This is a genomic window from Streptomyces sp. WMMB 714, assembly GCF_900090125.1.
Lineage (GTDB): Bacteria > Actinomycetota > Actinomycetes > Streptomycetales > Streptomycetaceae > Streptomyces > Streptomyces daqingensis.
Map to the genome: position 1 here is coordinate 25753 of NZ_FMHJ01000011.1, position 24366 is coordinate 50118.

21 protein-coding genes are annotated in these 24366 nt (G+C 70.4%); 8 read left to right on the top strand and 13 right to left on the bottom strand.

Annotation, left to right across the window (positions count from 1 at the left end):
- Positions 1-103: 103 nt before the first annotated feature.
- From folE to dacB, 6 genes are all read right to left on the bottom strand, one after another.
- Positions 104-712, bottom strand: coding sequence for a GTP cyclohydrolase I FolE (gene folE, locus H181DRAFT_RS19830; protein WP_045865915.1), 609 nt, complete (start codon positions 710-712; stop codon positions 104-106).
- Between the two features lie 115 nt (positions 713-827).
- Positions 828-2852, bottom strand: a complete 2025-nt coding sequence (gene ftsH / locus H181DRAFT_RS19835; protein ID WP_045865916.1) for an ATP-dependent zinc metalloprotease FtsH — start codon at positions 2850-2852, stop codon at positions 828-830.
- A gap of 189 nt (positions 2853-3041) precedes the next feature.
- Complete coding sequence (gene hpt / locus H181DRAFT_RS19840) at positions 3042-3581, bottom strand: hypoxanthine phosphoribosyltransferase (protein WP_045865917.1); 540 nt, start codon at positions 3579-3581, stop codon at positions 3042-3044.
- Positions 3582-3664: 83 nt separating this feature from the next.
- Positions 3665-4750: a tRNA lysidine(34) synthetase TilS gene (tilS, locus tag H181DRAFT_RS19845; RefSeq protein ID WP_045865918.1), complete on the bottom strand. Its 1086-nt coding sequence runs from the start codon at positions 4748-4750 to the stop codon at positions 3665-3667.
- Between the two features lie 219 nt (positions 4751-4969).
- The gene (locus H181DRAFT_RS19850; protein WP_052708671.1) at positions 4970-6103 is read right to left on the bottom strand and encodes a zinc-dependent metalloprotease; all 1134 of its coding nucleotides are present in this window, start codon (positions 6101-6103) and stop codon (positions 4970-4972) included.
- 90 nt (positions 6104-6193) lie between these two features.
- The gene (gene dacB / locus H181DRAFT_RS19855) at positions 6194-7774 is read right to left on the bottom strand and encodes a D-alanyl-D-alanine carboxypeptidase/D-alanyl-D-alanine endopeptidase (RefSeq protein WP_078895857.1); all 1581 of its coding nucleotides are present in this window, start codon (positions 7772-7774) and stop codon (positions 6194-6196) included.
- Between the two features lie 85 nt (positions 7775-7859).
- Between dacB and H181DRAFT_RS19860 the strand changes: the two genes are divergently transcribed.
- Positions 7860-8351 carry an inorganic diphosphatase gene (locus H181DRAFT_RS19860; RefSeq protein ID WP_028432807.1) on the top strand — a complete coding sequence of 164 codons (492 nt, stop codon included), beginning with the start codon at positions 7860-7862 and terminating at the stop codon, positions 8349-8351.
- A gap of 155 nt (positions 8352-8506) precedes the next feature.
- On the opposite strand, the gene H181DRAFT_RS19865 is transcribed toward H181DRAFT_RS19860, so the two are convergent.
- From H181DRAFT_RS19865 to H181DRAFT_RS19885, 5 genes are all read right to left on the bottom strand, one after another.
- Positions 8507-10153: a threonine/serine exporter family protein gene (locus tag H181DRAFT_RS19865; RefSeq protein WP_045865920.1), complete on the bottom strand. Its 1647-nt coding sequence runs from the start codon at positions 10151-10153 to the stop codon at positions 8507-8509.
- A gap of 299 nt (positions 10154-10452) precedes the next feature.
- A complete protein-coding gene (locus tag H181DRAFT_RS19870; RefSeq protein ID WP_045865921.1) occupies positions 10453-11073 on the bottom strand; it encodes a PadR family transcriptional regulator in 621 nt (206 codons plus the stop codon).
- Between the two features lie 229 nt (positions 11074-11302).
- Positions 11303-11887: a DinB family protein gene (locus tag H181DRAFT_RS19875; protein ID WP_045866067.1), complete on the bottom strand. Its 585-nt coding sequence runs from the start codon at positions 11885-11887 to the stop codon at positions 11303-11305.
- Positions 11888-12016: 129 nt separating this feature from the next.
- Positions 12017-13474, bottom strand: coding sequence for an aldehyde dehydrogenase family protein (locus H181DRAFT_RS19880; RefSeq protein ID WP_045865922.1), 1458 nt, complete (start codon positions 13472-13474; stop codon positions 12017-12019).
- 100 nt (positions 13475-13574) lie between these two features.
- Positions 13575-14480: a helix-turn-helix domain-containing protein gene (locus tag H181DRAFT_RS19885; RefSeq protein WP_175439806.1), complete on the bottom strand. Its 906-nt coding sequence runs from the start codon at positions 14478-14480 to the stop codon at positions 13575-13577.
- A 284-nt stretch (positions 14481-14764) separates the two neighbouring features.
- Between H181DRAFT_RS19885 and H181DRAFT_RS19890 the strand changes: the two genes are divergently transcribed.
- Positions 14765-15271, top strand: a complete 507-nt coding sequence (locus H181DRAFT_RS19890) for an ATP-binding protein (protein WP_045865924.1) — start codon at positions 14765-14767, stop codon at positions 15269-15271.
- Between the two features lie 316 nt (positions 15272-15587).
- On the opposite strand, the gene H181DRAFT_RS19895 is transcribed toward H181DRAFT_RS19890, so the two are convergent.
- Positions 15588-15827: a DUF397 domain-containing protein gene (locus tag H181DRAFT_RS19895; protein WP_045865925.1), complete on the bottom strand. Its 240-nt coding sequence runs from the start codon at positions 15825-15827 to the stop codon at positions 15588-15590.
- A 357-nt stretch (positions 15828-16184) separates the two neighbouring features.
- On the opposite strand from H181DRAFT_RS19895, the gene H181DRAFT_RS19900 reads away from it, so the two are divergent.
- The 4 genes from H181DRAFT_RS19900 (at position 16185) to H181DRAFT_RS19915 (ending at position 21473) form a co-directional block, all read left to right on the top strand.
- Positions 16185-18080: an ABC transporter ATP-binding protein gene (locus tag H181DRAFT_RS19900; protein ID WP_045865926.1), complete on the top strand. Its 1896-nt coding sequence runs from the start codon at positions 16185-16187 to the stop codon at positions 18078-18080.
- Between the two features lie 152 nt (positions 18081-18232).
- Positions 18233-19258 (top strand): rod shape-determining protein, encoded by a 1026-nt coding sequence (locus tag H181DRAFT_RS19905; RefSeq protein WP_045865927.1) that lies wholly within the window; start codon positions 18233-18235, stop codon positions 19256-19258.
- A 117-nt stretch (positions 19259-19375) separates the two neighbouring features.
- The gene (locus H181DRAFT_RS19910) at positions 19376-19582 is read left to right on the top strand and encodes a DUF2277 domain-containing protein (protein ID WP_045865928.1); all 207 of its coding nucleotides are present in this window, start codon (positions 19376-19378) and stop codon (positions 19580-19582) included.
- A gap of 169 nt (positions 19583-19751) precedes the next feature.
- The gene (locus H181DRAFT_RS19915; RefSeq protein ID WP_368073276.1) at positions 19752-21473 is read left to right on the top strand and encodes a BCCT family transporter; all 1722 of its coding nucleotides are present in this window, start codon (positions 19752-19754) and stop codon (positions 21471-21473) included.
- Positions 21474-21602: 129 nt separating this feature from the next.
- On the opposite strand, the gene H181DRAFT_RS19920 is transcribed toward H181DRAFT_RS19915, so the two are convergent.
- Positions 21603-22550, bottom strand: coding sequence for a DUF389 domain-containing protein (locus tag H181DRAFT_RS19920; RefSeq protein ID WP_045865929.1), 948 nt, complete (start codon positions 22548-22550; stop codon positions 21603-21605).
- A gap of 223 nt (positions 22551-22773) precedes the next feature.
- Here H181DRAFT_RS19920 and H181DRAFT_RS19925 point away from each other — a divergent pair, with 223 nt between their 5' ends.
- Both H181DRAFT_RS19925 and H181DRAFT_RS19930 read left to right on the top strand, forming a co-directional pair.
- Entirely contained in the window at positions 22774-23760 is a 987-nt protein-coding gene (locus H181DRAFT_RS19925; RefSeq protein ID WP_045866069.1) for a Bug family tripartite tricarboxylate transporter substrate binding protein, read from the top strand.
- A complete protein-coding gene (locus H181DRAFT_RS19930; protein WP_045865930.1) occupies positions 23757-24365 on the top strand; it encodes a tripartite tricarboxylate transporter TctB family protein in 609 nt (202 codons plus the stop codon). Before H181DRAFT_RS19925 ends, H181DRAFT_RS19930 begins: the two co-directional genes overlap by 4 nt.
- Position 24366 lies beyond the last annotated feature (1 nt).

The following is a 24366-nucleotide window of genomic DNA, read 5'->3' on the forward strand; positions in this document are numbered from 1 at the left end:
TGACCCACGGCGGACCGGGGGCAGCTTTGCGGCAGCCGGAGCCCGGCGCCCGCCGTCCGGCTCGGGGCCGGGGTCGGGTCAGGTCAGGTCAGGTCAGGTCAGGTCAGCGCAGGATCAGGCTCATCGCCTCGGAGCGGGTCGCCGCGTCCCGCAACTGCCCGCGTACGGCCGAAGTGACGGTCTTCGCACCGGGCTTGCGTATGCCGCGCATCGACATGCACATGTGCTCGCATTCCAGGACGACGATCACGCCGCGCGGTTCGAGTATCCGCATCAGCGACTCCGCTATCTGCGTGGTCAGCCGCTCCTGCACCTGCGGGCGGCGCGCGTAGACGTCCACGAGCCGGGCCAGCTTCGACAGCCCCGTGATCTTGCCGTCGACGGACGGGATGTAGCCCACGTGGGCGACGCCGTGGAAGGGCACGAGATGGTGCTCGCACGTGCTGAACACCTCGATGTCCTTGACCAGGACCATCTCGTCGTGCCCCAGGTCGAACGTCGTCGTCAGCACGTCCTCGGGGCGCTGGTGGAGCCCGGCGAACAGCTCCCTGTAGGCGCGCGCCACCCGGGCGGGCGTCTCCCTCAGCCCCTCACGCTCCGGGTCCTCCCCGACGGCCAGCAGGAGCTCGCGCACGGCGTCCTGCGCCCTCTTCTCGTCGAAGACACCTGCCGCGCCCTGGTCCTCTTCACCGAGCATCACCGGGTCGGTCATCTGTCGCCTCGCTCCTGGTACTGGTACAGCAATGAGCCGCGCCCCTCAGGTCGGACAACCCGGGGGGCGCGGCTGACATTCCACGGCCCGATGTGGGCCGGCACACACAGACCGGTCAGTTCTCCGTGGGGTCCACCGGCTCGACGATGGCGTCCGAGTCACGGGGCCCGATCTCCTTGCCGCCGCCCTTCTCAAGGCTCGGCGTCGCACCGTTCGCGAGAGCCGGCGACGAGACCGGAGGCCGCGTGGACGGCGTCCGCCTCGACGAACCGGTCCACGCGGGACGGCTCGGGCGCTTCACCACGGGGGCGAAGACCTCGGCGATCTCCTCCTTGCCGAGCGTCTCCTTCTCCAGCAGCGCGAGCACGAGGTTGTCGAGGACGTCGCGGTTCTCCACCAGGATTTCCCAGGCTTCGTTGTGCGCCGTCTCGATCAGGCTCTTGACCTCCTCGTCCACCAGCCCGGCGACCTCCTCGGAGTAGTCGCGCTGGTGGCCCATCTCCTTGCCCAGGAAGGGCTCGGACTGGTCGGAGCCGAACTTGATCGCGCCGAGCCGCTCGGTCATGCCGTACTGCGTGACCATGGCGCGGGCCGTCGCGGTCGCCTTCTCGATGTCGTTCGCCGCACCCGTCGTCGGGTCGTGGAAGACGAGCTCCTCGGCCGCACGGCCGCCCAGCATGTAGGCGAGCTGGTCGAGCATCTCGTTCCGCGTCGTCGAGTACTTGTCCTCGTCCGGCAGCACCATCGTGTAACCGAGGGCACGGCCTCTGGAGAGGATCGTGATCTTGTGAACCGGATCGGAGTTGGGTGAGGCCGCCGCCACCAGGGCATGTCCGCCCTCGTGGTACGCGGTGATCTTCTTCTCCTTGTCGCTCATGATCCGGGTCCGCTTCTGCGGCCCGGCCACGACTCGGTCGATCGCCTCGTCCAGGAACTTGTTGTCGATGAGCTTGCTGTCGCTGCGCGCGGTGAGCAGCGCGGCCTCGTTCAGCACGTTGCTGAGGTCGGCGCCCGTGAATCCGGGCGTACGGCGCGCGACGGCACCCAGGTCCACGTCGGGAGCCATGGGCTTGCCCTTCTGGTGGACCTTGAGGATCTCGTGCCTGCCCTGCATGTCCGGACGGTCGACCGCGATCTGCCTGTCGAACCGGCCCGGGCGCAGCAGCGCCGGGTCGAGGATGTCCGGCCGGTTGGTGGCCGCGATCAGGATGACCCCGCCCTTGACGTCGAACCCGTCCATCTCGACAAGCAGCTGGTTCAGCGTCTGCTCACGCTCGTCGTGACCGCCGCCCATGCCGGCGCCGCGGTGGCGGCCGACGGCGTCGATCTCGTCGACGAAGACGATCGCCGGGGCGTTGGCCTTGGCCTGCTCGAAGAGGTCACGCACCCGGGAGGCGCCCACACCGACGAACATCTCGACGAAGTCGGAACCGGAGATCGAGTAGAACGGGACCCCCGCCTCACCCGCGACCGCGCGGGCGAGCAGCGTCTTGCCGGTGCCGGGCGGGCCGTAGAGCAGCACACCCTTCGGGATCTTGGCGCCCACCGCCTGGAACTTGGCGGGCTCCTGCAGGAACTCCTTGATCTCCTGGAGCTCCTCGCATGCCTCGTCCGCCCCCGCGACGTCGGTGAACGTCGTCTTGGGGGTGTCCTTGGTGATCAGCTTGGCCTTCGACTTGCCGAAGTTCATCACCCGGGAGCCGCCGCCCTGCATCTGATTCATCAGGAACAGGAAGACGACGATGATGAGCACGAACGGCAGGAACGAGAGCAGCATCCCGACGAACGGGTTCTGCTGCTGCGGCGCCACCGTGTAGCCCTTGGGGATTTCCCTCTGCTCGTACTTGCTCTGGAGTTTCTTGGCGAGGTCGACACCCTGGTTGTCGATGTAGCTCGCCTTGATCTTGTCGCTGTCCTCGACCTTGGCGCCGTCCTTGAGCTCGAGCTTCACGATCTGCTCATCGCCGGTCGTGAGCTCGGCGGACTTCACCTTGTCCTGGTCGATCGCCTGGACTACCTGTCCCGTGTCCACCGTCTTGAAGCCGCCGGAAGAACCGACGACCTGCATCAACACGACCACGGCGAGGACGGCCAGCACGATCCACATGACCGGCCCGCGGAAGTATCGCTTCACGTCCATCCATACGGAGCGCGTGCGCCCCGTCCCTCCTGCCACAGTGAGTTGAAAACGCTGACCTTCGGACGGTACCTCAGCATTGTCTCAGGGTGCCGCCGAGGACGGCCAAACAAGGACCGTCCTGGCTCCTCCAACGGAGCGCGGCCCGGCATGGTTCCCGCCGGGCCCGCAGGTCGCGCCCTTTGCGTGTGCTCAGCCGCCGTAGACGTGCGGCGCGAGAGTGCCGACGAACGGAAGGTTCCGGTACTTCTCCGCGTAGTCGAGCCCGTAGCCCACGACGAACTCGTTGGGGATGTCGAAGCCCGCCCACTTCACGTCGATGTCCACCTTCGCAGCGTCGGGCTTCCGCAGCAGCGTGCAGACGTTCAGCGAGGCCGGCTCGCGGGAGCCGAGGTTGGACAGCAGCCACGAGAGCGTCAGCCCGGAGTCGATGATGTCCTCGACGATCAGGACGTGCTTGCCCTTGATGTCGGTGTCGAGGTCTTTCAGGATGCGCACCACGCCGGAGGACTGCGTGCCCGCTCCGTACGAGGAGACCGCCATCCAGTCCATGGTGGCCGGGGTCGATACGGCACGGGCCAGGTCCGCCATGACCATCACGGCGCCCTTGAGGACCCCGACGAGGAGGAGTTCCCTGCCCGCGTACTCCGCGTCGATCTCAGCGGCCAGCTCCGTGAGCTTCGCGTCGATCTGTTCCTTGGTGATGAGGACCGACTTCAGGTCGGTGCCCATGTCTTTCTCGTCCACCCGTGCCGCTCTCGGTCGAGGTCTCGGCCCACCCTGCCGCCGGCCGGCGGCCGCCCCCGGAGGGACGGTCAGCCGGTCGGTGCCGGCGGGGTCGGTGAGCCATGCCGAAGGACCAGTCTGCCACCCTGCCTTCCGGCTTCGACACGCCCTGGCAGATTGATGGGGCGCTGGCCCCGCCAGGCAGTGATCAACCGGTCGACTTCCTCGAGGTGGCGGGCGAAGAGCGAGCCGGCCGGCGCACCGGCCGCGATGGCTGCGCGGCGCAGTACGCGGCGGCGTACGGCGGAGGGCAGCGCGTAGAGCCGGGCCGTGTCCAGCTCCACGCCGTCCCAGCCGTCGGTGCCGGGCACGTCCGTGCGTACGGTGCGCTCGGCCTGCAGGGCCCAGCTGTCCAGGGCGTCCGCGTCGTCGCGGGAGAGGCGGGCGGTACGGGCGAGCGCCTCGACCACGCCCTTGCCGAGAGCCTTCTCCAGCATGGGCAGGGCTTCGTGGCGCACACGGGAACGGGTGTAGGCGGGGTCGTCGTTGTGGGGGTCGTCCCAGACCGGGAGCGACTGCGCGAGGCAGGCTCTGCGGGTGGTCTGGCGGTCGATGGCGAGGAAGGGACGGCGGTAGCGGTCGTTGGGGCTCGTGACCTCGGCCATGCCGGAGAGCGAGCGCGTCCCGGAACCGCGGGCGAGCCCGAGGAGAACGGTCTCGGCCTGGTCGTCCCGGGTGTGCCCGAGCAGCACGGCTGCGGCACCGCAACGGTCGGCGGCCTCGTCGAGGGCGGCGTAACGCGCGTCGCGTGCGGCGGCTTCGGGACCGGTGTTCGTACGTCCGATGGTGACGGCGATGGATTCGACGGGCTCGAGTCGGAGAGCGGTGAGTCGTTCGGTGACTTCCCGCGCGCGGTCCGCTGAGCCGGCCTGCAGGCCGTGGTCGACGGTGACGCCGCCGGCGCGGAGGCCGAGGCGCGGGGCTTCGAAGGCGAGGGCGGAGGCGAGGGCCATCGAGTCGGCGCCGCCGGAGCAGGCGACGAGCACGAGCGGAGGCCCGGGGGGATGCGTTGTGTCGCCGGCCTTTTCGCGGAGAGCAGCTTGTTCGCTGAGTACGTCGTGAAGTGCGCGGCGAACCGCCAGGCGTATTGCAGCAACCGCGGGATGGGGACCCATGTCCGATTCACTTCCTCGAAGAGGTCTTGTCACGCTGAGTGTGTCGATGGTGACAGAGATGGAGGGGTTCCCAGAGCATCGCACGCGGTCCCGTCATTCTCGGTCCCTCGGACGAGTGATTGGCGAAGCTTCCGGATGTCGACGGGCCGCTCCCCGAGTAAGCGGCTGTTCCCTCGAACGGGGCCGTCCGCCGCCCGGCGGCCCCGCGGCATCCCCGTCTCAGGAGCGCATGCGCGCGATCCAGTCGGCGGGCCTGCCGATCTCCGCCTTCGTCGGAAGGGTGTTGGGCGAGGTCCACACCCGGTTGAAGCCGTCCATGCCCAGGTCCTCGACGACGGCTCGTACGAAACGCTCCCCCTCGCGGTACTGCCGCAGCTTCGCGTCGAGGCCGAGGAGCTTGCGCAGCGCCTGGTCCAGGCGGCCCGCGCCGGTGGCGCGGCGCTTCTGGAACTTCTCCCGGATCTCCGCGACGCTCGGCACGACCTCGGGGCCGACCCCGTCCATGACGTAGTCCGCGTGCCCCTCCAGCAGGGACATCACCGCAGTGAGACGACCGAGGATCTCGCGCTGCGCGGGCGTCTGCACCAGCTCGACGATGCTGCCGCGGTCCGGGCCGGTGCCGTTCTCCTCGTCCGTCTCCGGCGCACGGCCCCCGGCCAGCGACTGCACGGCCTCGCGCACGCGCTCCAGCAGCGCGGGCAGGTCCATGTCGGCCTCGCCGAGGAACGCCTGGATCTCGCCCTGGATGTGGTCGCGGAGCCAGGGCACCGCGGCGAACTGGGTGCGGTGCGTCTCCTCGTGCAGGCACACCCAGAGCCGGAAGTCGTGCGGGTCGACCTCCAGTTCGCGCTCCACGTGCACGATGTTGGGCGCGACGAGCAGCAGCCGGCCGCCCCCGTCGGGCCCGCCGGGCAGGTCACGCGTCACGGGGGCGAACGTCTCGTACTGGCCGAGCACCCTGGACGCGAGGAACGACAGCAGCATGCCGACCTCGACGCCCGTCACCTTGCCGCCGACCGCGCCGAGCACGGCGCCGCCGGGGCCGCTGCTCCGCCGCTCCTGCATCTTGGCCAGCAGCGGCGAGAGGAGCTCCCTGAAGCCGGCGACGTTGGCGCGGACCCAGCCGGGCCGGTCGACGACGAGCACGGGGGTGTCCGACTCCCCGGAGCCCTCCGGGTACATGCGGGTGAAGCCCCGGACGTGCTCCTCCGACGCCTTCGCGTGGCGCCGCAGCTCGCTCACCACGGCCCGTGCGTCCTCGCGGGTCACTTCGGGTCCCGGCCTCACGAGCCGCGTCGCCGTCGTGACCGCGAGATTCCAGTCGACCATCTCCACACCACCGAGGCTCGTCATGACTTCACGGTACGTTGCGCCGCCGTCGCGCGGGAGGCTGCGCCGGAGCGGCGGCCCCACCGCGGGGGACGCTCAGGCCCGGGGCACGGTTCAGCCCGCGGAGGGCGATTCCCGGCAGCCGCAGTTGGCGAGGGCCGACGCGAGCTCGTCCAGGGTCTTCTGGGCGGCCTTGCCGTCCTTGGTGCCGGAGGCCATGAAGGCGAAGAGCAGCAGCCTGCCGTCGGCGTCGACGACGCTGCCTGCCAGCGCGTTGACGCCGGTCAGGGTTCCCGTCTTCGCCCGTACCAGCCCCGCCCCCGCCTTGCCGGAGTCGCCGGCGTACCTGTCGCCGAGCGTGCCGGTGAAGCGCGCCACGGGCAGTCCCGTGAGGACGGGACGCAGATCAGCGTGACGGGAGTCCGCCGCGCGGGCGAGCAGGCTGGTGAGGAGGGCCGGCGACACCTTGTCGGAGCGTGACAGTCCGCTGCCGTCGGCGAAGCGGGATCCGTCGAGGGGGAGGCCGAGCCTGTCCAGACGGGCGCGTACGGCCTTCCCCGCGCTCTCGAAGCCGGCGGACCCGTCCGAGGCGAGCGCGGTCTGGCGGGCGAGCGCCTCGGCGATGTCGTTGTCGCTGTAGGTGAGCATGCGCTCGACCAGCGCCGACAGGGGCGCGGAGCGGTGCACCGCCAGCTCCTCCGCGTCGCGGGGGGCCTTTTCCTTCTCCGGGTCGCCGTCGACCTCGGCGCCGTGCTCCTCCAGCGCGTCGGCGAAGGCCTCCGCCGCGTCGGCCGCGGGTTCGGCCGAGCGGGGGGCGGGACCGTGCAGGGGGCGGTCGGACGTTCCCTCGAGACGGCCCTCGTCCACCATGAGCGGCGTCACGGGGGCGAGGTTGTCGTTCGTGCCGATGGAGTGCTTGACCGGTCCGCTGTAGCGGGAGGTGTCGTACTTCAGCGAGACCTTGCCGGCGTCCTTTCCACCCAGTTCGCGGGCCGTCGCGCGGGCCAGCTTCTTCAGGGCCCCGGCGCTGAGCGTGGGGTCGCCGCCGCCGACCAGGACCACCTCGTCCTTGTCGTCGCCGCGCACCGCCCGCGTCTCGATGCGGTGGTCGGCGCCGCGTGCCGAGAGGGCCGCGGCCGCGGTGGCCAGCTTGACGGTGGAGGCGGGCGTGAGCGTGGTGCGGGGCTTGACGGAGTAGAGGCGCTTGCCGGTGGCGGCGTCGACGACGGACAGGGCGTGGCGCTTGCCCAGGTCGCCGTCCTCGACCAGCGGTTCGAGCGCGTCGGCGAGGGCTTCGGAGCCGGGGGGCGGAGCTCCGCCGCCCGACCGGGATCCGGCGCCTCCGGCCGCTTCCGGGTTCAGGGCCGCGAGCACCTTCGGGGCGTGCGCCGAGCCCGTGCCGCCTGGGCCTTCACCGGTGTGGTTCCCGCCACTTCGGCCTTCCCGGGCGGCGGCCCGGGAGCGCTCCGCCGTACGCTGACCCGAGTCCCACGGTCCGGTCACGGCCACCGCCGTGACCGCGACCGCGAGTCCGAGTGCGGCGGACCCCGCCGCCACTCGCGCGGTCTGCCGCTTCTGCGGCGTCGCGGTCCGCCAGTGCTGCCGGATCCGCCGTCCGTACCGCCGGGCACGGGCCCGGGTCTCCCGGTACGCCCGGATCGCGGTGCCACGCACCTTCGCGGCGGTGTCACGCACCTCGATCAGCCCCTTTCGCGACGGTGTACGTGCGTGGGGGACACTTAATCACCAGATACATGTGCTGATCATTGAGGAGCCTCCCTTGGAGTTCGACGTCGTCATCGAGATCCCGAAGGGTTCGCGGAACAAGTACGAGGTGGATCACGAGACCGGGCGCATCCGGTTGGACCGCCACCTCTTCACGTCCACCGTGTACCCCGCCGACTACGGCTTCGTCGACCACACCCTCGGCGAGGACGGGGACCCCCTCGACGCGCTCGTGCTGCTGGACGAGCCGACCTTTCCCGGATGCATCATCAAGTCCCGCGCCATCGGCATGTTCCGGATGACGGACGAGGCCGGCGGTGACGACAAGCTGCTGTGCGTCCCGGCGTCCGATCCCCGTATGGAGCACCTGCGGGACATCCACCACGTGAGCGAGTTCGACAGGCTGGAGATCCAGCACTTCTTCGAGGTCTACAAGGACCTGGAGCCCGGCAAGTCCGTCGAGGGCGCGAACTGGGTCGGGCGCGCGGAAGCGGAAGCCGAGGTCGAAGCGTCGATCAAGCGCCTTGAGGCTCACGGCGACCACTGAAGCACCGATACGTTCGCCCGGCGACAGGGCGGAAGCGAAAGGGTGCGTCCCGCAGGGCGGGGCGCACCTTCGTCGTTTCCACTGGGCTCGACGGGTGCGAAGCGGAACTTCGGGGACGGTGCTTCGGCCCCGGCGCGGGGGCCGTCACGCGAGGCTCAGAAGCCGCGCGTCCGCTTGGCCGCGCGGCGGCCCGGCAGGGGCGTCTCCACTCCGGGGCTCTTGATGAACAGCCGGGCCAGTTCGCCGCCCAGGTTCACCCCGATCGCGATGGCCAGCGCGAGCGCCGCGGCGCGGGAGAGGTTCAGGAAACCCTCGTCCATGTGGCCCTGCGCGATGTTGAGCAGCCCGAAGTACGTGGCGCTTCCGGGCAGCAGCGGGCCGATGGCCGCCGTGATGTACGGCAGCGACGAGGCGAACTGGTAGCGGGACATCAACTGCCCGAAGAGACCGACCAGTCCGGCCGCCACGACCGTCGCCGGGACGGCGTTCACGTCGGCCATGCGCTGCGCTCCGTAGATCAGCCAGGCGACGCCGCCGTTGAGGGTGGCGAGCAGGACGGTGTGACGTTCCTGCTGGAGGAGCACGCAGAACGACAGCGCCAGCAGCATCGCCGAGAGGAGCTGCGTCACGGGCAGGACTCTTCCGTGCGCGCTCTCCGGAGTGAGCTGCGCGCCCAGCTCGGAACCGACGTAGAGGACGACGAGCACCCCGCACACGATGCCCACGATGAGGTAGACGACTTCCAGCAGACGGGCCGCCGCGGTGATGTAGAAGCCTGTCAGGCCGTCGTGCACGGCGGCGACGAGGGCACGTCCGGGAATCAGCGCGAAGAGTCCACCGGTGATGACGGCGGCGGCTTTCAGCTTCGTCTCGTTCTGGTCGTCCATGAGCGCGACGGCGACGCCCATCGCGGCGGGCGGCATCGCCGCGGCCGTGAACTGGTAGAACTCCGGCAGCCCGCGCCCCGCGCACAGCCATGCGAGCCGGTCGCCGAGCATCGCGCCGAGCGCCGCGAGCACGAAGACGAGCCCGTCGCCGCCGACCAGCAGCGAGGCGGCGCCCGAGAGGGAACCGCTCGCGACCGTCAGCGCCCCCTTGGAGAAGGGATGCCTGTTGCGGCGCATGGCGGCGAGACGCCGGTAGGACTCCTCAAGCGTGACCTCGCCCTTGGTGATGTCGTCGACGAGCCGGAAGACGGCCGCCAGCCGGGTGTAGTCGGTGCCACGGCGGCGGACGGTACGGCCGACCGTCACCGGGTCGTCGACCAGCGACGGCTGATGGGTGATCGAGATGAGGGTGAAGGTGACGGTGGGCTCGCAGCGGTCGAGCCCGTAGGCGTGCGCCACCCCGAACATCGCGGCCTCGACGTCCTCGGCGCCCTCGCCCCCCGCGAGCAGCAGCTCGCCGATGCGGAGTGTGAGGTCGAGCACGCGCGGCACGGCGGGACCCGACTCGGCGTCCTCGGGGCGTCTGGCCCGCTCCGGGGCCGGGCGTTCGGCCAGCGGCATCCGGATCATGGTGCGCATCCGGTCCTGCCACGGGGTACCGGGCTTGATCAGGGAGACCTTGGGGATGCCCTCCGGCGGGGTGAAGGCGCTGCCCAGCTCGGTGGGCGGGGAGGTCAACAGCCCTTCCGGAACGGCGAATTCGGAGGTGGGGTGCTCTTCGTCCGGAGCCGGGGGAAGGGGCACGCCCATCGGCGGCGTGAACGCGCTGTGCGCGTCCTCGGCCAGGGCCCTGGCCTCCTCCGTGCTCTCACCGTCCTCCGCCGACCGGCCGTTCCGCTTCGGCTCCCCGACCACTTCGCTCCTGCTCCTCACACGCGGTTTTCCGGTATGTCACCCGATGCTCCGAAGCATAAGGTCGCTCCCGATCGAGGCCCCGGTCAGGGTGCCCGGCCCGGGGCACCGGCACACACGCGGGGCCCGTAGCGGCGGCGCTCCCTCACGAGCCGTCAGCTCTCCCCGGGCGGCGGTCGCGCACGCTGCCGCAGGCGGGCGGGCGGAGCCTCGGCGCCGCCGCGCGTGAACTGCCGCCTCCGCGGCGGGGGTTGGTGCGGGTTGGTGAGCCGGACGGCCCTGCGGACGCGGCTACTTCTCGGCTACTTCTCCGCGTAGGGGTTCGGGGCGCCCGGCGGCAGGACGTCACGGGCGCGGTCGCCCTCGCCCGCCATGACGTACGCCCCGTTCTCCAGGCGCTCCACGAGGCCGCGCGCCCACCGGGCACCGCTGTCGGCGTTGTGCACCCAGAGCTTCATGATCTCGCCGATGTGCCCCCACTCCTCCGGGGTGCTCTCGTCAGGCGACCAGTGCTGCGTGACCTCCCGGCGCCATCCCTCCAGCGCCGTGATCCGCTGCCGGAGGAGGGCGATCGCTTCCTCGCGCGGCAGGTCGACGAGGAAGCCGACCCCGGAGGTGAGCATGTCCTGCTTCTCGTCGACGGCGGTCAGCGCGTGCCGCAGGAGCCTCATGAACTCCGCCTCGCCGTCACCCGTCAGCTCGTACTCCGTGCGCGGCGGCCCCCCGGCCGTGCTCGGGGCGGTCTCGTGCGCCAGCAGCATGTTCTGCTTGGCGAGCTGCTTGAGCGCGTGGTAGATCGAGCCCGGCTTCGCGTTGGACCACTCGTGGGCGCCCCAGAACTCCAGGTCGTTGCGGACCATGTAGCCGTGGGCCCGCCCGTGTTGGCGCACCGCGCCCAGCACCAGCAGCCGGATCGCCGACATCGCCCCTCGCCTCCGCCGTCCGCTCGTCGCCCCGCAGCAGTCTGCGCCGCCGCAAGCCTAGGGGGTGTCCCGAAGTAGCGTCGTTCCGGCCGCGGGCCGGACGGGACTTCGGGACACCCCCTGGACGGGCGGGCGTGGGAGGACGTACGGCGGCAGGGCCGGGGCGCCGTCGGGGCGCCCCGGCGCGGACCGTGGCCGAGGGGCGCGGCGGCCGGTCACCGGCCGCCGGTCACTTGAGGTGTTCCTGTTCGTACGCCGCCCAGTCCGGCTCCGGCATCGCGCCCGTCTCGAAGACGAGGTCGAAGGCGCCCTTGCCGTCGATGGTCTCCCGGATGACGTCCGCGTGACCCGCGTGGCGTGCCGTCTCCTCGATCAGGTGCAGCAGCGCCCACCGCCAGGAGCGCTTCCCGCCCTCGTCCCACGGGACCTTGGGGGAGTCGAACGTCTCGTCGAGTGACTGCCGTGCCCGTACGGCCTCCTCGGTCTCCTTCGCCACCCGGTCGTACAGGGCGAGCAGCGCCTCGACGGTCTCGCCGTCGCCGGGCTTGAAGCTGTCCTCCCATTCCTCGATCGCCGCGGCGTGGTCGTACTCCTGGCCGTCCGCCAGCAGCTTGCGCAGCCAGCCGCGCTCGCCGACGGCCATGTGCTTGAGGATCCCGGCCAGCGACAGCTCACTGGCCGAGGGGGTGCTGCGGGCCTGCTCCTCGGTCAGGCCGTGCAGGGCGCGGCGGACGCCTCCCCGCTGGGCGTCCAGGTACGCCAGGAGTGCTCCGCGCTCGTCACCGGGTGTCTCGGGCTTCACCACTACGGGCATGGTCATCGCCTTCCGCCAGGAGCCGCCGGTCCGGCGTCTCTCGATGACCTCACGTTATGCAGCCTTGCGGACAGGGAGCGTCCTCGAAGCGCGGCGGGTCCGGAGAGCGACGGCCGGCGGCCGCGGGACTCAGAAGGGGAAACCGGTGCGGCGGTGCTGGATGGAGATCCACTTGGTGGTGGTGAACGCGTCGACCGCCTGCTCGCCGTTGAGCCTGCCGAGCCCCGAGTTCTTCTCGCCGCCGAACGGCACTATCGGCTCGTCGGCGACGGTGGTGTCGTTGATGTGCACCATGCCCGTGTCGATCCTGTGCGCGAGGCGCAGGCCGCGCTCGACGTCGCCCGTGTGCACGGCGCCGCCGAGGCCGTACGGGGTGTCGTTCGCGATCCGGACGGCCTCGTCCTCGCCGTCGACCGGGATCACCAACGCGACGGGACCGAGGATCTCCTCGCGCAGGGCCGGCGAGCACTCCGGCAGGTCCGTGAGGATCGTCGGTGCGATGACGTTGCCGTTCCTGGCGCCGCGGACGAGAGCCGTCGCGCCTTCCGAAAGGCTGCGCTCGATGAGGTTGCTGACCTTCTCCGCCTGCACGGCGTTGATGAGCGGCCCGATGTGCGTCTTGGGGTCGGACGGATCCCCGACGGTGAGGGTGCGCGCCTTCGCCACGAACTTCTCGGCGAAGGCGTCGAGGATGCTGCGGTCGACGATGATGCGGTTCGCCGCCATGCACGACTGGCCCTGGTGCACGAAGCGGCTGAAGACGGCGGCGTCGACCGCGTAGTCGAGGTCCGCGTCGTCGAGGACGATGAGGGCGCTGTTGCCGCCCAGTTCCAGGACGGTCCGCTTGAAATGCGAGGCCGCGACAGTCGCGACCTGCCGGCCGACGGGCTCCGAGCCGGTGAAGGCGATGACCTTGGGCACCGGGTGCGAGATGAAGGAGTCGCCGATCTCGGCGGTGTCGGTGATCACGACGTTCAGCAGGCCCGGAGGCAGCCCCGCCTCCTCCAGCACCTTGGCGACGAGCGAGCCGCCGCAGACGGGAGAGTGCTGGTGCGGCTTGAGTACGACTCCGTTACCGAGCGCGAGCGCGGGCGTAATCGTCTTCATCGCCAGGAGGAACGGGAAGTGGAACGGGGAGACGACGCCGACGACGCCCACCGGCACGCGGTAGACGCGGTTCTCCTTGCCGTCTATCGGCGAGGGGAGGATCCGGCCCTCCGCGCGCAGCGCGAGGTGGATCGACTCCCGGAGGAACTCCTTGGTCTGGTGGATCTCGATCGCCGTCTTGACGTGCGTGCCACCGACTTCGGCGATCAGCGCCTCGGTGATCTCCTGCTCGTTGTCCTCGATGATGCGGATCGCACGCTCGAAGACCTGACGCCGTGTGTACGGGCTGGTCTCGGCCCACGCGCGCTGATGACGTTCCGCTGCCCGGTAAGCCGTGTCGATCTCCTCGGCGGTGGCCACCGTGATCGACGTGAGCTTCTCGTCGTTGAAGGGATCGAAGTCGATGATGTCCCAGGAGCCGCTTCCGGGGCGCCATTCGCCGTCTATGTACTGAAGCGCCAGGTCCGTGAAGTAGGACATGTCATTCCTTCGTCGGGCAGAAACAAGCCGAGCAATGCCACTGCTCCGGGCCGCGGCACGGCACAACCTCGTACTGATAGCCAGTCATCGTACTTGCAACTCAGCCGATCCGGCGGATTCGATTCAGATGGTCCCGCGTCCGCGCAGGTGAGAGGCTGTCCTTCACGAGCCTGGCCAACACCTGGTCATAGTGGGCGACTTCATCTTTCTTGTCCAGGTACAGCGCACTCGTCAACTGCTCGAGATAAACGACGTCGTTGAGATCCGACTCCGGAAAGCGCAGCAGTGTGAACGCACCGCTCTCGGCGGGATGCCCGCCGAGTTCGAACGGGACCACCTGCACGTTCACGTTGGGCGCCTCGGAGACCTCGGCGAGATGCCTGAGCTGGGCGTCCATGATGGCGTGACTGCCGAACGGGCGCCGCAGCGCCGCCTCGTCCAGAATGCACAGGAATTGCGGGGCGTTCTCTCCGATGAGGAGTTTCTGACGCTCGATCCGGAGGGCGACCCGGCGCTCGACCTCCTCCCGGGCGATGTACTCCCGGTGGCCCGCCGTGACGACCGCGTGCGCGTACTCCTCCGTCTGCAACAGGCCGTGGACGAACTGCACTTCGTAGGTGTTGATGTGCGAGGCCGAGCCTTCGAGACCGACGTACGTCTGGAACCAGCCGGGCAGCACGTCGCTGTAGTTGTGCCACCACCCGGCTATGCTCGAATCCCTCGCCAGCCCGAGCAGCGGTTCGCGCTCGGCCTCGTCGACCACCCCGTAGAGCGTGAGCAGGTCGGCCACGTCACGGGCTTTGAAGCTCACTCGGCCCAGTTCCATTCGGCTGATCTTCGATTCGGAGGCACGGATCGAGTAGCCGGCAGCTTCACGCGTCACGCCGCGGGACTCGCGGAGACGGCGCAACTGGGAACCGAGCAGGATACGTCGCACCATCGACCCGCTCGAGCCACTTGCCCCGATTGCGCCGCCACTCGCACCCATTGCCGGTTGTGTCTCCATTTCGAGAAACCCTTCACCCCTGCCCTGAGGGAAGTGTGCCATCAATGCGCTTCGTTGCGTGCCCGGGTGATTACACACGATCGAAAGTCTCGCGTGCACGTGCATCTGCCCTTGCATCTGCTCTGGGCATTGGCAACCATGGGGATCGCACAAGTGCGCTGCCTGTCAGCACAGTTGTGACATACGGGGTATGGCGAACGAGGAACAGCGAGACCCATCGGGACAGCAAGCCGACCGGATCCACACAGGATCATCACTGCCGCGATAGCCAGGAGTGGCTCGTCATGGGGACCGAAGGATCGACAGTGCTGGAGCCCGTGTGGCGCGGGCTTCCGCAGCTCGGCCACTCGAGCGTCTCCGGGTCTGCCACCTGCGCGCTGCCGCCGCGTTTCGACGCAGTGAAGAGCGCACGGGACTTCACCCGCGAGACCCTGCAACGCTGGCGACTCGAGGGCGAGTTCGACACCGTCGCCCTTGTCGTCTCGGAGCTGGTGACCAACGCACTGCGCCACGGCCTCACTTCTCGGGCCACCTCACCGGAACTGACCTCTCCGGTGAGGCTCGATCTCATGCGCTGGGCGGCGCGGCTGGTGTGCGCCGTACGCGATCCGAGCGGCGCGCCGCCCCGGACGACCACGAACACCTGCACCGAATTCGTCGACTTCACCGCCGAGTCGGGTCGCGGACTGTGCCTCGTGGAGTCCTTCAGTGACGGCTGGGGCTGGCATCCGCTGACCGGCATGATGCGCGGCAAGGTCGTCTGGGCGCTCTTCCGGATAGCGCCGGCGTAGACACGAGGACGAGGACGGGCACGGGGCAGGCGCGGACAGTCGCAGGCGGTTCAGCGCAACGACGGCGCGGGGCCCGTCCGCGCCGCGCTGCCCGACTCCGCACCCCCACGGGCCCGTTGACGGTCCGTGGTGTCCGGCCGCCCGCGCGGCGACTCCGGCTCACTCGGACTCCGGCTCACTCGGTTCCGGCCCCGAACCCCTCTGGTTCCGGCCCCGCATCCCCCCTGCTCCGGCTCCGGAACACTCCGGCTCCGGCTCAACCCCCGGCCGCCCCGGCGGCGTCCTACATGACGGCCCTGGTGTCGTCCGCGCGGCGTCAGCCCTGTACGAGGTGGTCGAACTCGCCGTCCTTGACGCCGAGAAGCATCGCCTCGACCTCGGCGGGCGTGTAGACGAGCGCCGGGCCGTCCGGGAAGCGGGAGTTGCGTACTGCTATCTCGCCGCCCGGCAGCTTGGCGAACTCCACACAGGTTCCCTGCGAGTTGCTGTGCCGGCTCTTCTGCCACACGGCCCCGTCCAGGTCCCTGGCGGCCATGCCGTTGTACGGGTGAGGCACTTGGTACTCCCGGGCTGGTGCGGTGGGGGGTGATCGCACAGTGCGCGGTACGGACACCGTCGTCCTTCAACTGCCCTGGATCATAGCCTCGTTCATGTGCCTATGCATGTGCCGATGCACGTGCACGACCCCCTGTCGCCACGCCATCACAGCCGGTCAAAGCGGGTTGCGGACTGCTGTCCGGCCCTCACCCGGAGTCCCGTCGTTCCGGCTCCCCCCTCCCCCCGCCCCGGGATGTGAGCCCGTCCTCCGCCCGTACGGAGCGACGCCAGAGCGGTCTCCTTGACTTGAATCGAACTTCAACTTCTACGGTCGCCCGGTACACCGTCGTCGCGGTACCGGCCTTCAGGAGAGTCCATGAGCATGGAGTCGACAGCGTGGGACGCCCTCTACTCCTCGCGCTTCGCACAGCAGGAGAGACGCCCCGTCTCACGCGCGGTCCTGCTCCGCATCGCCCACTTCGCCCGGGGCCACCGGCGCACGCTGCTCGCCTTCCTCGTCTTCAGCAGCGTCCTGGCGCTGCTGACGGTGGCCACCCCGCTGCTCGCCGGCCGGGTCGTCAACGCGATCGAGGACGGCGCCCCCGCGCGCACCGTCGCCGTACTCGCGGGCGTGATCGCGGGCATCGCCGTGGCGGAGGCAGCCGTGGGGCTCCTCACCCGGCGGCTCTCGGCGGGCATCGGCGAGGGCCTCATCTACGACCTGCGCACCGCCGTCTACGACCACGTGCAGCGGCTCCCCGTCGCGTTCTTCACCCGCACCCGCACCGGCGCCCTCGTCAGCCGTCTCAACAACGACGTCATCGGCGCGCAGCGCGCGTTCAGCAACACGCTCTCCCAAGTGGTCAGCCAGCTCGTGACGCTGCTGGCGACGCTCGCGGTGATGATGCGCCTGTCGTGGCAGATCACGCTGCTCGCCCTCGTACTGCTGCCGCTGTTCGTGGTGCCGGCCCGGAGGATGGGCGCGCGGCTGGCCCGGCTGGAGCGTGAACGGGCCGACCACAACGCCGCCATGGGCAACCAGATGACGGAGCGCTTCTCCGCGCCGGGCGCCACGCTCGTCAAGCTGTTCGGACGTCCGCGGGAGGAGTCGGCCGAGTTCGCCCGGCGCGCGGGCCGGGTGCGGGACATCGGCGTACGCACCGCCATGGTGCAGCACGTCTTCATCACTTCGCTGACCCTCGTCTCGTCCCTCGCCCTGGCCCTCGTCTACGGCCTCGGCGGCTACTACGCCCTGCGCGGCAGCCTCGACGCGGGCGCCGTGGTCTCCCTCGCCCTGCTGCTCACGCGCCTGTACGCGCCGTTGACCTCCCTCGCGGGAGCCCGCGTGGAGGTGATGAGCGCCCTGGTCAGCTTCCAGCGGGTCTTCGAGGTCCTGGACCTGAAGCCGCTCATCGAGGAGAAGCCGGACGCCGTCTCCGTGGCGGACGGCCCGGTCTCCGTCGAGTTCGACGGCGTCCACTTCTCCTATCCGGCGGCCGAGAAGGTGTCGCTGGCCTCGCTGGAGGACGTCGCCACGCTGGACACCCGCGGCGGCGAGGAGGTCCTGCACGACATCTCCTTCCGCGCCGAACCCGGCCGTATGGTCGCGCTCGTGGGGTCCTCCGGCGCGGGCAAGTCGACCGTCGCCGCCCTGGCCCCGCGGCTCTACGACACCGACAGCGGGACCGTGCGCGTCGGCGGCACCGACGTGCGCGACCTGAGCGCCGCTTCGCTGCGCCGCACCCTGGGCGTCGTCACGCAGGACGGCCACCTCTTCCACGAGACCATCCGGGCCAACCTGCTGCTGCCGCGTCCCGACGCCGCCGAGGAGGAGGTGTGGGAGGCCCTGCGCCGTGCCCGTCTGCGGGATCTGGTCGCCTCGCTGCCCGACGGCCTGGACACGGTCGTCGGCGAACGCGGCTACCGCCTGTCCGGCGGCGAACGCCAGCGGCTGACCATCGCCCGGCTGCTGCTGGCCAGGCCGCGGATCGTGATCCTGGACGAGGCCACCGCCCATCTGGACTCCACCTCGGAGGCCGCCGTGCAGGAGGCGCTGGGCGAAGCCCTCGCCGGCCGCACATCCATCGTGATCGCGCACCGGCTGTCGACCGTACGGGCCGCCGATCTCATCCTCGTGCTGGAGAGCGGCCGCATCGTGGAACGCGGGACCCACGACGAGCTGCTGGCCCTCGGCGGACGCTACGAGCAGCTGTACCGGACGCAGTTCAGCCAGTCCCCGTCCGTACCGGCGCCCGCGGCTCCCGCTTCCTGAGCACCGCCGGGGGCTCCACCGGGTCCGGCCGGGCACGTCACCCGGCCGGGCCAGCCCAGCGGGCGGCGCGGGAGGGCCGCGTGCACGCTGAGGAAGGGTCGACGCGCGCGCGGTCCGGCCTCTCCCACGCACCGGCAAGGATGGGATTCACCGTGACCAACCCCCTTGATCAACTGCGCCGCTGCTCGGTCGCCGTCGACCTCGGCTCCGCCCGCACCCGTGTCCACATCAAGCAGACCGGCCTGGTCGTGGACGAACCGTCGGTCGTCGCCGTGAACACCTTCTCGGGCGCCCTGATCGCCGTGGGCGCCGCGGCCGAACGCATGGACGGACGGACGCCCGGCCACATCCGCGTCGTACGGCCCGTCTGCAACGGCACCGTCATCGACATCGAGATGGCCCAGCGGATGCTGCGCGCCCTCGTCGGCACGACGGTCCGCCGGGCGTGGCGCCGCCGGGGCGCGATGCAGCGCGCGGCCGTGACCATCCCGCACGACGCGGACCCGCTCGCGCGCAGCGCCGCGGTCGAGACGATGACGGGGGTCGGCGCCAAGCAGGTCGAGCTGGTGGACACGCCCACGGCGGCCGGAGTGGGCTGCGGGCTGCCCGTGGAGCAGCCCGAGGCCACGATGATCCTGGTCTGCGGTGCCACGACCACGCAGATCGCCGTGCTGTCGCTGGGGGCGATCGTCTCCGCCACGACCGTCCCGCTCGGCGGGGACACCATCCACCACGCGGTCATCCAGCACCTGCGCAACCACCACGAGCTGATCCTGCCGAGTCAGGCCGTGCGCCCGCTGCACCTGGCCCTCACCGGCGGGGGCGATCCGACGGCGGCGACCGAGGTGTGGGGCCGGGACGTGGCCACCGGCATGGCACGGACGGTGTGCGTCAACCCCGACGACGTGCGGGCGGCCATACAGGCTCCGCTGACCGGGCTCTCCGACGCCATCCGCTCCGTCCTGCACAACTGCCCGCCCGACCTCGTCGCGGACCTCGCGGACCGCGGCATGGTGCTGGCGGGCGGCAGCGCCCTGCTGCCGGGGCTCGACGAGCGGCTGCGCACCGGTACGGGGATGCCCGTGCAGATCGCGGACCAGCCCTCCCTCAGTGCGATCAGCGGGCTGGCGGCCATGGTGGAGGGGCAGATCCAGCCGCTGGGCGCGGATGTGCACTGAACCGCCCGGCGGTGCCCCCACCGGAGCGCGCCGTACCGGGCCGCACCGGTGCCGCCGGGACCGCCGGGGCCTGCCCGGACCTCCCGGGCGTGCCCGTCCGGGCGTAGCGTCGGAGGCATGTGCAGAAGCATCAAGACCTTGCGCCCCCCGTACACGGAGACCGTGACCCCGGAGGACACCCGCGCGGCAGCACTGCAGTACGTCCGCAAGGTGTCAGGTTTCCGGCAGCCGGCCGCGCACAACACGGAGGCTTTCGAGCTGGCCGTGGACCGCGTGACCGCCGCGACCGAGGAGCTGCTGGCGTCCCTCGTGGTACGTCGCTGACGACAAACACTTGCCCTAACGGCATGCTGATCAGATAGTCGGGTAGCTGCTCCAGATTCGAGCAAAATCCGAGAACTGAAAGGTCCACAGCGTGCCGGATAAACGGGTGGAACGGAACGCGACAGAGGAGCCGCCGACCGGCCCCCCTGTCCGTCTGAAGGTGCCATCGGTGCCCCAGACCGACAGAGTGGTGTTCGGCGTCACAGCTCTGCTGACGCTCGCTTTCATCGTGTGGGGGGCCGTCGCCACAGACTCGCTCGAGAGTGTCTCGACGACGATGCTCAACAGCACGATGCACAACGGTGGTTGGGCATTCGTGCTCGCCGCATCGGGATTCGTGGTCTTCTCGCTCTGGCTGGCCTTCAGCCGCTACGGGAAGATCACCCTTGGTAAGGAGGGTGAGCAGCCGGAGTTCCGGACGATCTCATGGGTCGCGATGATGTTCAGCGCGGGCATGGGCATCGGCCTGATGTTCTACGGCGTGAACGAGCCGCTCACGCACTTCGCGACACCGCCGCCCGGGACGGGAGGCGCGGGAGCGCCGGCGCCCGAGCGCATGGAAACCGCGATGGCCACGACGCTCTTCCACTGGACGCTGTACCCGTGGGCCATCTACGCGGTCGTCGGCCTCGCCATCGCCTACAGTTGCTTCCGCCGCGGCCGGCGGCAGACGATCAGTGCCGTCTTCACCCCGCTCATCGGGGAGAGGAACGCCAACGGCGCGTTCGGACGCGTGATCGACATCCTGGCGATCTTCGCGACGCTCTTCGGGTCGGCCGCATCGCTGGGCCTGGGCGCGCTGCAGATCGGCAGCGGCGTCAAGGAGGTCGACTGGTCCTCCAGCGTCGGCACCCCGATCCTGGTGACGATCATCGCCGTGCTCACGCTGGCGTTCGTGGCGTCCGCCGTCTCGGGCATCGAGAAGGGCATCCAGTGGCTGTCCAACATCAACATGGTGCTGGCGGGCCTGCTGGCCTTCTTCGTCCTCATCGTCGGCCCGACGATCCTGATGCTGAACCTGCTGCCGACGTCGATCGGCTCGTTCATCGGTGAGTTGCCGCAGATGGCGGCCCGTACGGACGACACGGCGGGCAAGGGCGTCGCGGACTGGCTGGCCGGCTGGACGGTCTTCTACTGGGCGTGGTGGATCTCCTGGACGCCCTTCGTGGGCATGTTCATCGCCCGCATCAGCCGGGGCCGCACCATCCGCCAGTTCGTCGGCGGCGTCATCCTGGTTCCGAGCGTCGTGAGCCTCGTCTGGTTCGCGATCTTCGGCGGCACCGCCATCAGCCTCGAGCGCGGCGGAGCGAAGATCACGGACGAGTCGACGGCGGAGGGCCAGCTCTTCGCGGTGCTGCGGGAGTACCCGATCGCGAGCGTCACCAGCCTTCTGGTGATGATCCTCGTCGGCATCTTCTTCGTCTCCGGTGCCGACGCCGCGTCCATCGTCATGGGGACGCTCTCGCAGAAGGGCACGTTGGAGCCCAGCCGGAACGTCGTCATCGTCTGGGGTGTCCTCACCGGTGCCGTCGCGGCGATCATGCTGCTGGTCGGCGGTGGCGGAGCCACCGCGCTCAACGGTCTGAAGAACCTCACCATCCTGGTGGCGGTGCCGTTCACGATCGTGATGGTCGGCATGTGTATCGCGCTCACCCGCGACCTGCGGCGTGACCGGGTCATCATCGTCGGCGAGCGCGGCGACGAGGCCGTCGAGACGGCGGTCATCGCCGGTCACGAGAAGTACGGCGGCGACTTCGAGATCCGCATCGGCCCGAGCGAGGGCGACAGCCTTCCGCCGGACGCCGGTCCCGGCCACGGCGACTACGGTCCGGGCTCCGAGGACTCCGAGGACTCCGACGACAAGGCGGACGCGGTCCCCCACAAGGACTGACCCCGCCCGTCCCCGCGTCCTCGCGGATCACGCGCCCCGTCACCGCCCCGTGCGGTGGCGGGGCGCTTCGGTGCCCGGCGACGGCGCGGGACCGCTTCCGTACGCAGGGCCGCGCGCCGGGGGCTCAGGTCAGGACGGCTGCTGCTCGCAGACGCGGCTGCGCTGCCACGCCCAGAAGGCCTTCTGCGCGAGCAGGGTCAGCGTTCCGGCGAGCAGGATCCCGGCCAGGTTGAGGGCGAGCTGCTCCATGGAGTGGACCGCCTCGGGGACCTTCCCGTAGCTGAGGGCGAGGGCGGCGTTCGCCGCCGCCGGCACGGTCGTCACCGAGATGGCGACGCCCACCAGCGCACCCGACTTGGCGGAGGTCAGCGAGAGGATCCCGGCGACGCCCGCCAGCACGGCGACCACGAACGACATCAGGTCGGGGTGCCACACGAAGTCGCTTACGGGGTGCGGCCGTTCGTACCGCCACTCGGAGAAGAGCCCGGCGGCGTCCATGAGCAGGGTGAAGGCGCCGGTCACGAGCATCGCCACGGGGAAGCCGACCGCCAGCGCCGTCAGCGGACGCCACAGCAGCCGTGGAGCGCGCCTGACCAGTGCGGTGCACACGCCGGCCAGCGGACCGAACTCCGGGCCGACGGCCATGGCGCCGACGATCAGGATCGCGCTGTCCAGCACCACACCGCACGCGGCGAGCATCGTGGCGAGGATCAGGAAGGCGAGATACGTCACCGACAGCCGGGACTCCTCGTGCGTCGCGTCCGTCAGCGACTCCCACAGCACGGCGTCGACGCCTTCCCCCGGGGCGTCCACCTCCGCCTGCTCGGCCCGCGCGGACAGGGACAGGGAGATGTCGTCGACGGTTATCGCGCCGGTGGAGTCCAGGCCCTGCCTCTTGAGGCCGGCGATCAGCCCGTCCGCTGCCTCACGGGCGACGTCGCACATCACCAGATCCCCCTCGGGGTCGCGGGCAGCACCTGCGAGTACGACGAGGTGGGCGGTGCCGACGGTCGTGCGCAGGAGGGAGACGACGTCCTCCGTGCCGGAGGCGGGAGTGATCACTCGCAGACGAAGCATGGCGGAAGCGTAGAGCCCGCTCCGCACAGGCGTTCTGCGAGGTGCGCGAGGGGCCGGGCCGGGCGCGGGGCGGGCGCCGGACGGCCCGGGGCGGCGGCTGTGAACACAACGAACACAAGGATCATTAAGTTCTTTCGCGCACAGGGGGCGAAAGAACCGCGCACCGCGTGCAGCATGTGGGCCGTCCCCTCCAGGACCTCACACACGGAAGGCGGTGCCCCGCGTGCGCAAGCGCACCCTCATGTCCCTCGTCGGGGCGGCGCTGCTCGTGCTGATCGGCCCCCCGCTGATCACCACGGGCAGCGGTGCCGAGACGGGGACGAACATCCCCGGGCTGCAGTTCATGGTGCCCAACACCCCGGGAGGCGGCTACGACATCACCGCGCGTACGGCCGCCAAGGACGCCGAGGACGCCGGGCTCAACCACAACGTCGAGGTGTACAACCTGCCCGGCGCGGGCGGGACGGTCGGCCTCAGCAGGCTCGTCAACGAGCGCGGCAACGGCAAGCTGGCGATGTCGATGGGCCTCGGCGTGGTCGGGGCCGTACGCACCAACGACTCCCCCTCGACGCTCGCCGACGCGACTCCCATAGCCCGGACCGTCGAGGAGCCGAACATCGTCGTCGTCTCCAAGGACTCGAAGTACAAGTCCTTCGAGCAGCTCCTCGCCGACTGGAAGAAGAAGCCCGGCAAGCTGCCCGTCGGAGGCGGCTCCTCCGCCGGCGGGCCGGACCATCTCGCGCCGATGCTCATGGCCAGGGACGCGGGGATCTCCGCGAAGTCCGTCAACTACGTGCCCTTCGACGGCGGAGGCGAACTGCTCGCCTCGGTGCTCGGCGGCAAGGTCGCGTTCGGCGTCTCCGGCATCAGCGAGTACCGGGACCAGATCGAGTCCGGTGAGCTGCGGCTGCTCGCCGTCACCGGCAAGAAGCGCATCGAGGGCTTCGACGCCCCGACCCTCAAGGAGGCGGGCCTCAACGTGGAGTTCACCAACTGGCGCGGCATCATGGCGCCGCCCGGTCTCTCGGATGCCGAACGGACCAAGCTCGTCCGCTTCTTCGACGCGCTGCACGGCTCCGCGCAGTGGAAGAAGTCGCTCAAGCGGAACGGCTGGGACGACGCCTATCTGACGGGCGAGAAGTACGGCCGCTTCCTGGAGGCCCAGGACAAGCGCGTCCAGTCCGTCCTGAAGGAGGTGGGTGAGGGATGACGACACCGTCCTCGACACCCACGCCCCCCGGCGGCGCGGAGGCGTCCGCCGCCGCGCACGACGGCCCCGGCACCCCGGAAGCCCCGGACTCCCGCCCCGCGCAGGGCGGCTGGCGGGACCGCCTGCGGGGCCGCTCCGAACTCGGCGTCAGCCTCCTGCTGCTGGCCGTCGGCGTGCTCGTGCTCACCGACACGCTGACCATGGAGACCGTCGCGAACCAGCGCGGACCGGTCGGCCCGCGCACCGTTCCCCTGGCCGTCGGCATCGCGCTGCTGGTGGTGGCCGTCGTCCTCGCCGTCGACGTGCTGCGCGGGGGCCGCGGCGAGGCCGAGGCCGGCGAGGACGTCGACCTGGACGAGCCCGGCGACTGGCGGACCGTCGCCCTGCTCGCGGGGATATTCCTGGCCGCGGCGGCCCTCATCGACCCGCTCGGCTTCCCGATCACGGGTGCGCTGCTGTTCTGGGGCTCGGCGTACGCCCTCGGCAGCCGCAACCTGACGCGCGACCCCCTCATCGCGGCCGTCCTGTCCCTGGCCACCTTCGCGGCCTTCAACACCCTGCTGGGCGTTCCACTGCCCGGCGGCCCGCTGATGGGGGTGCTCTGAC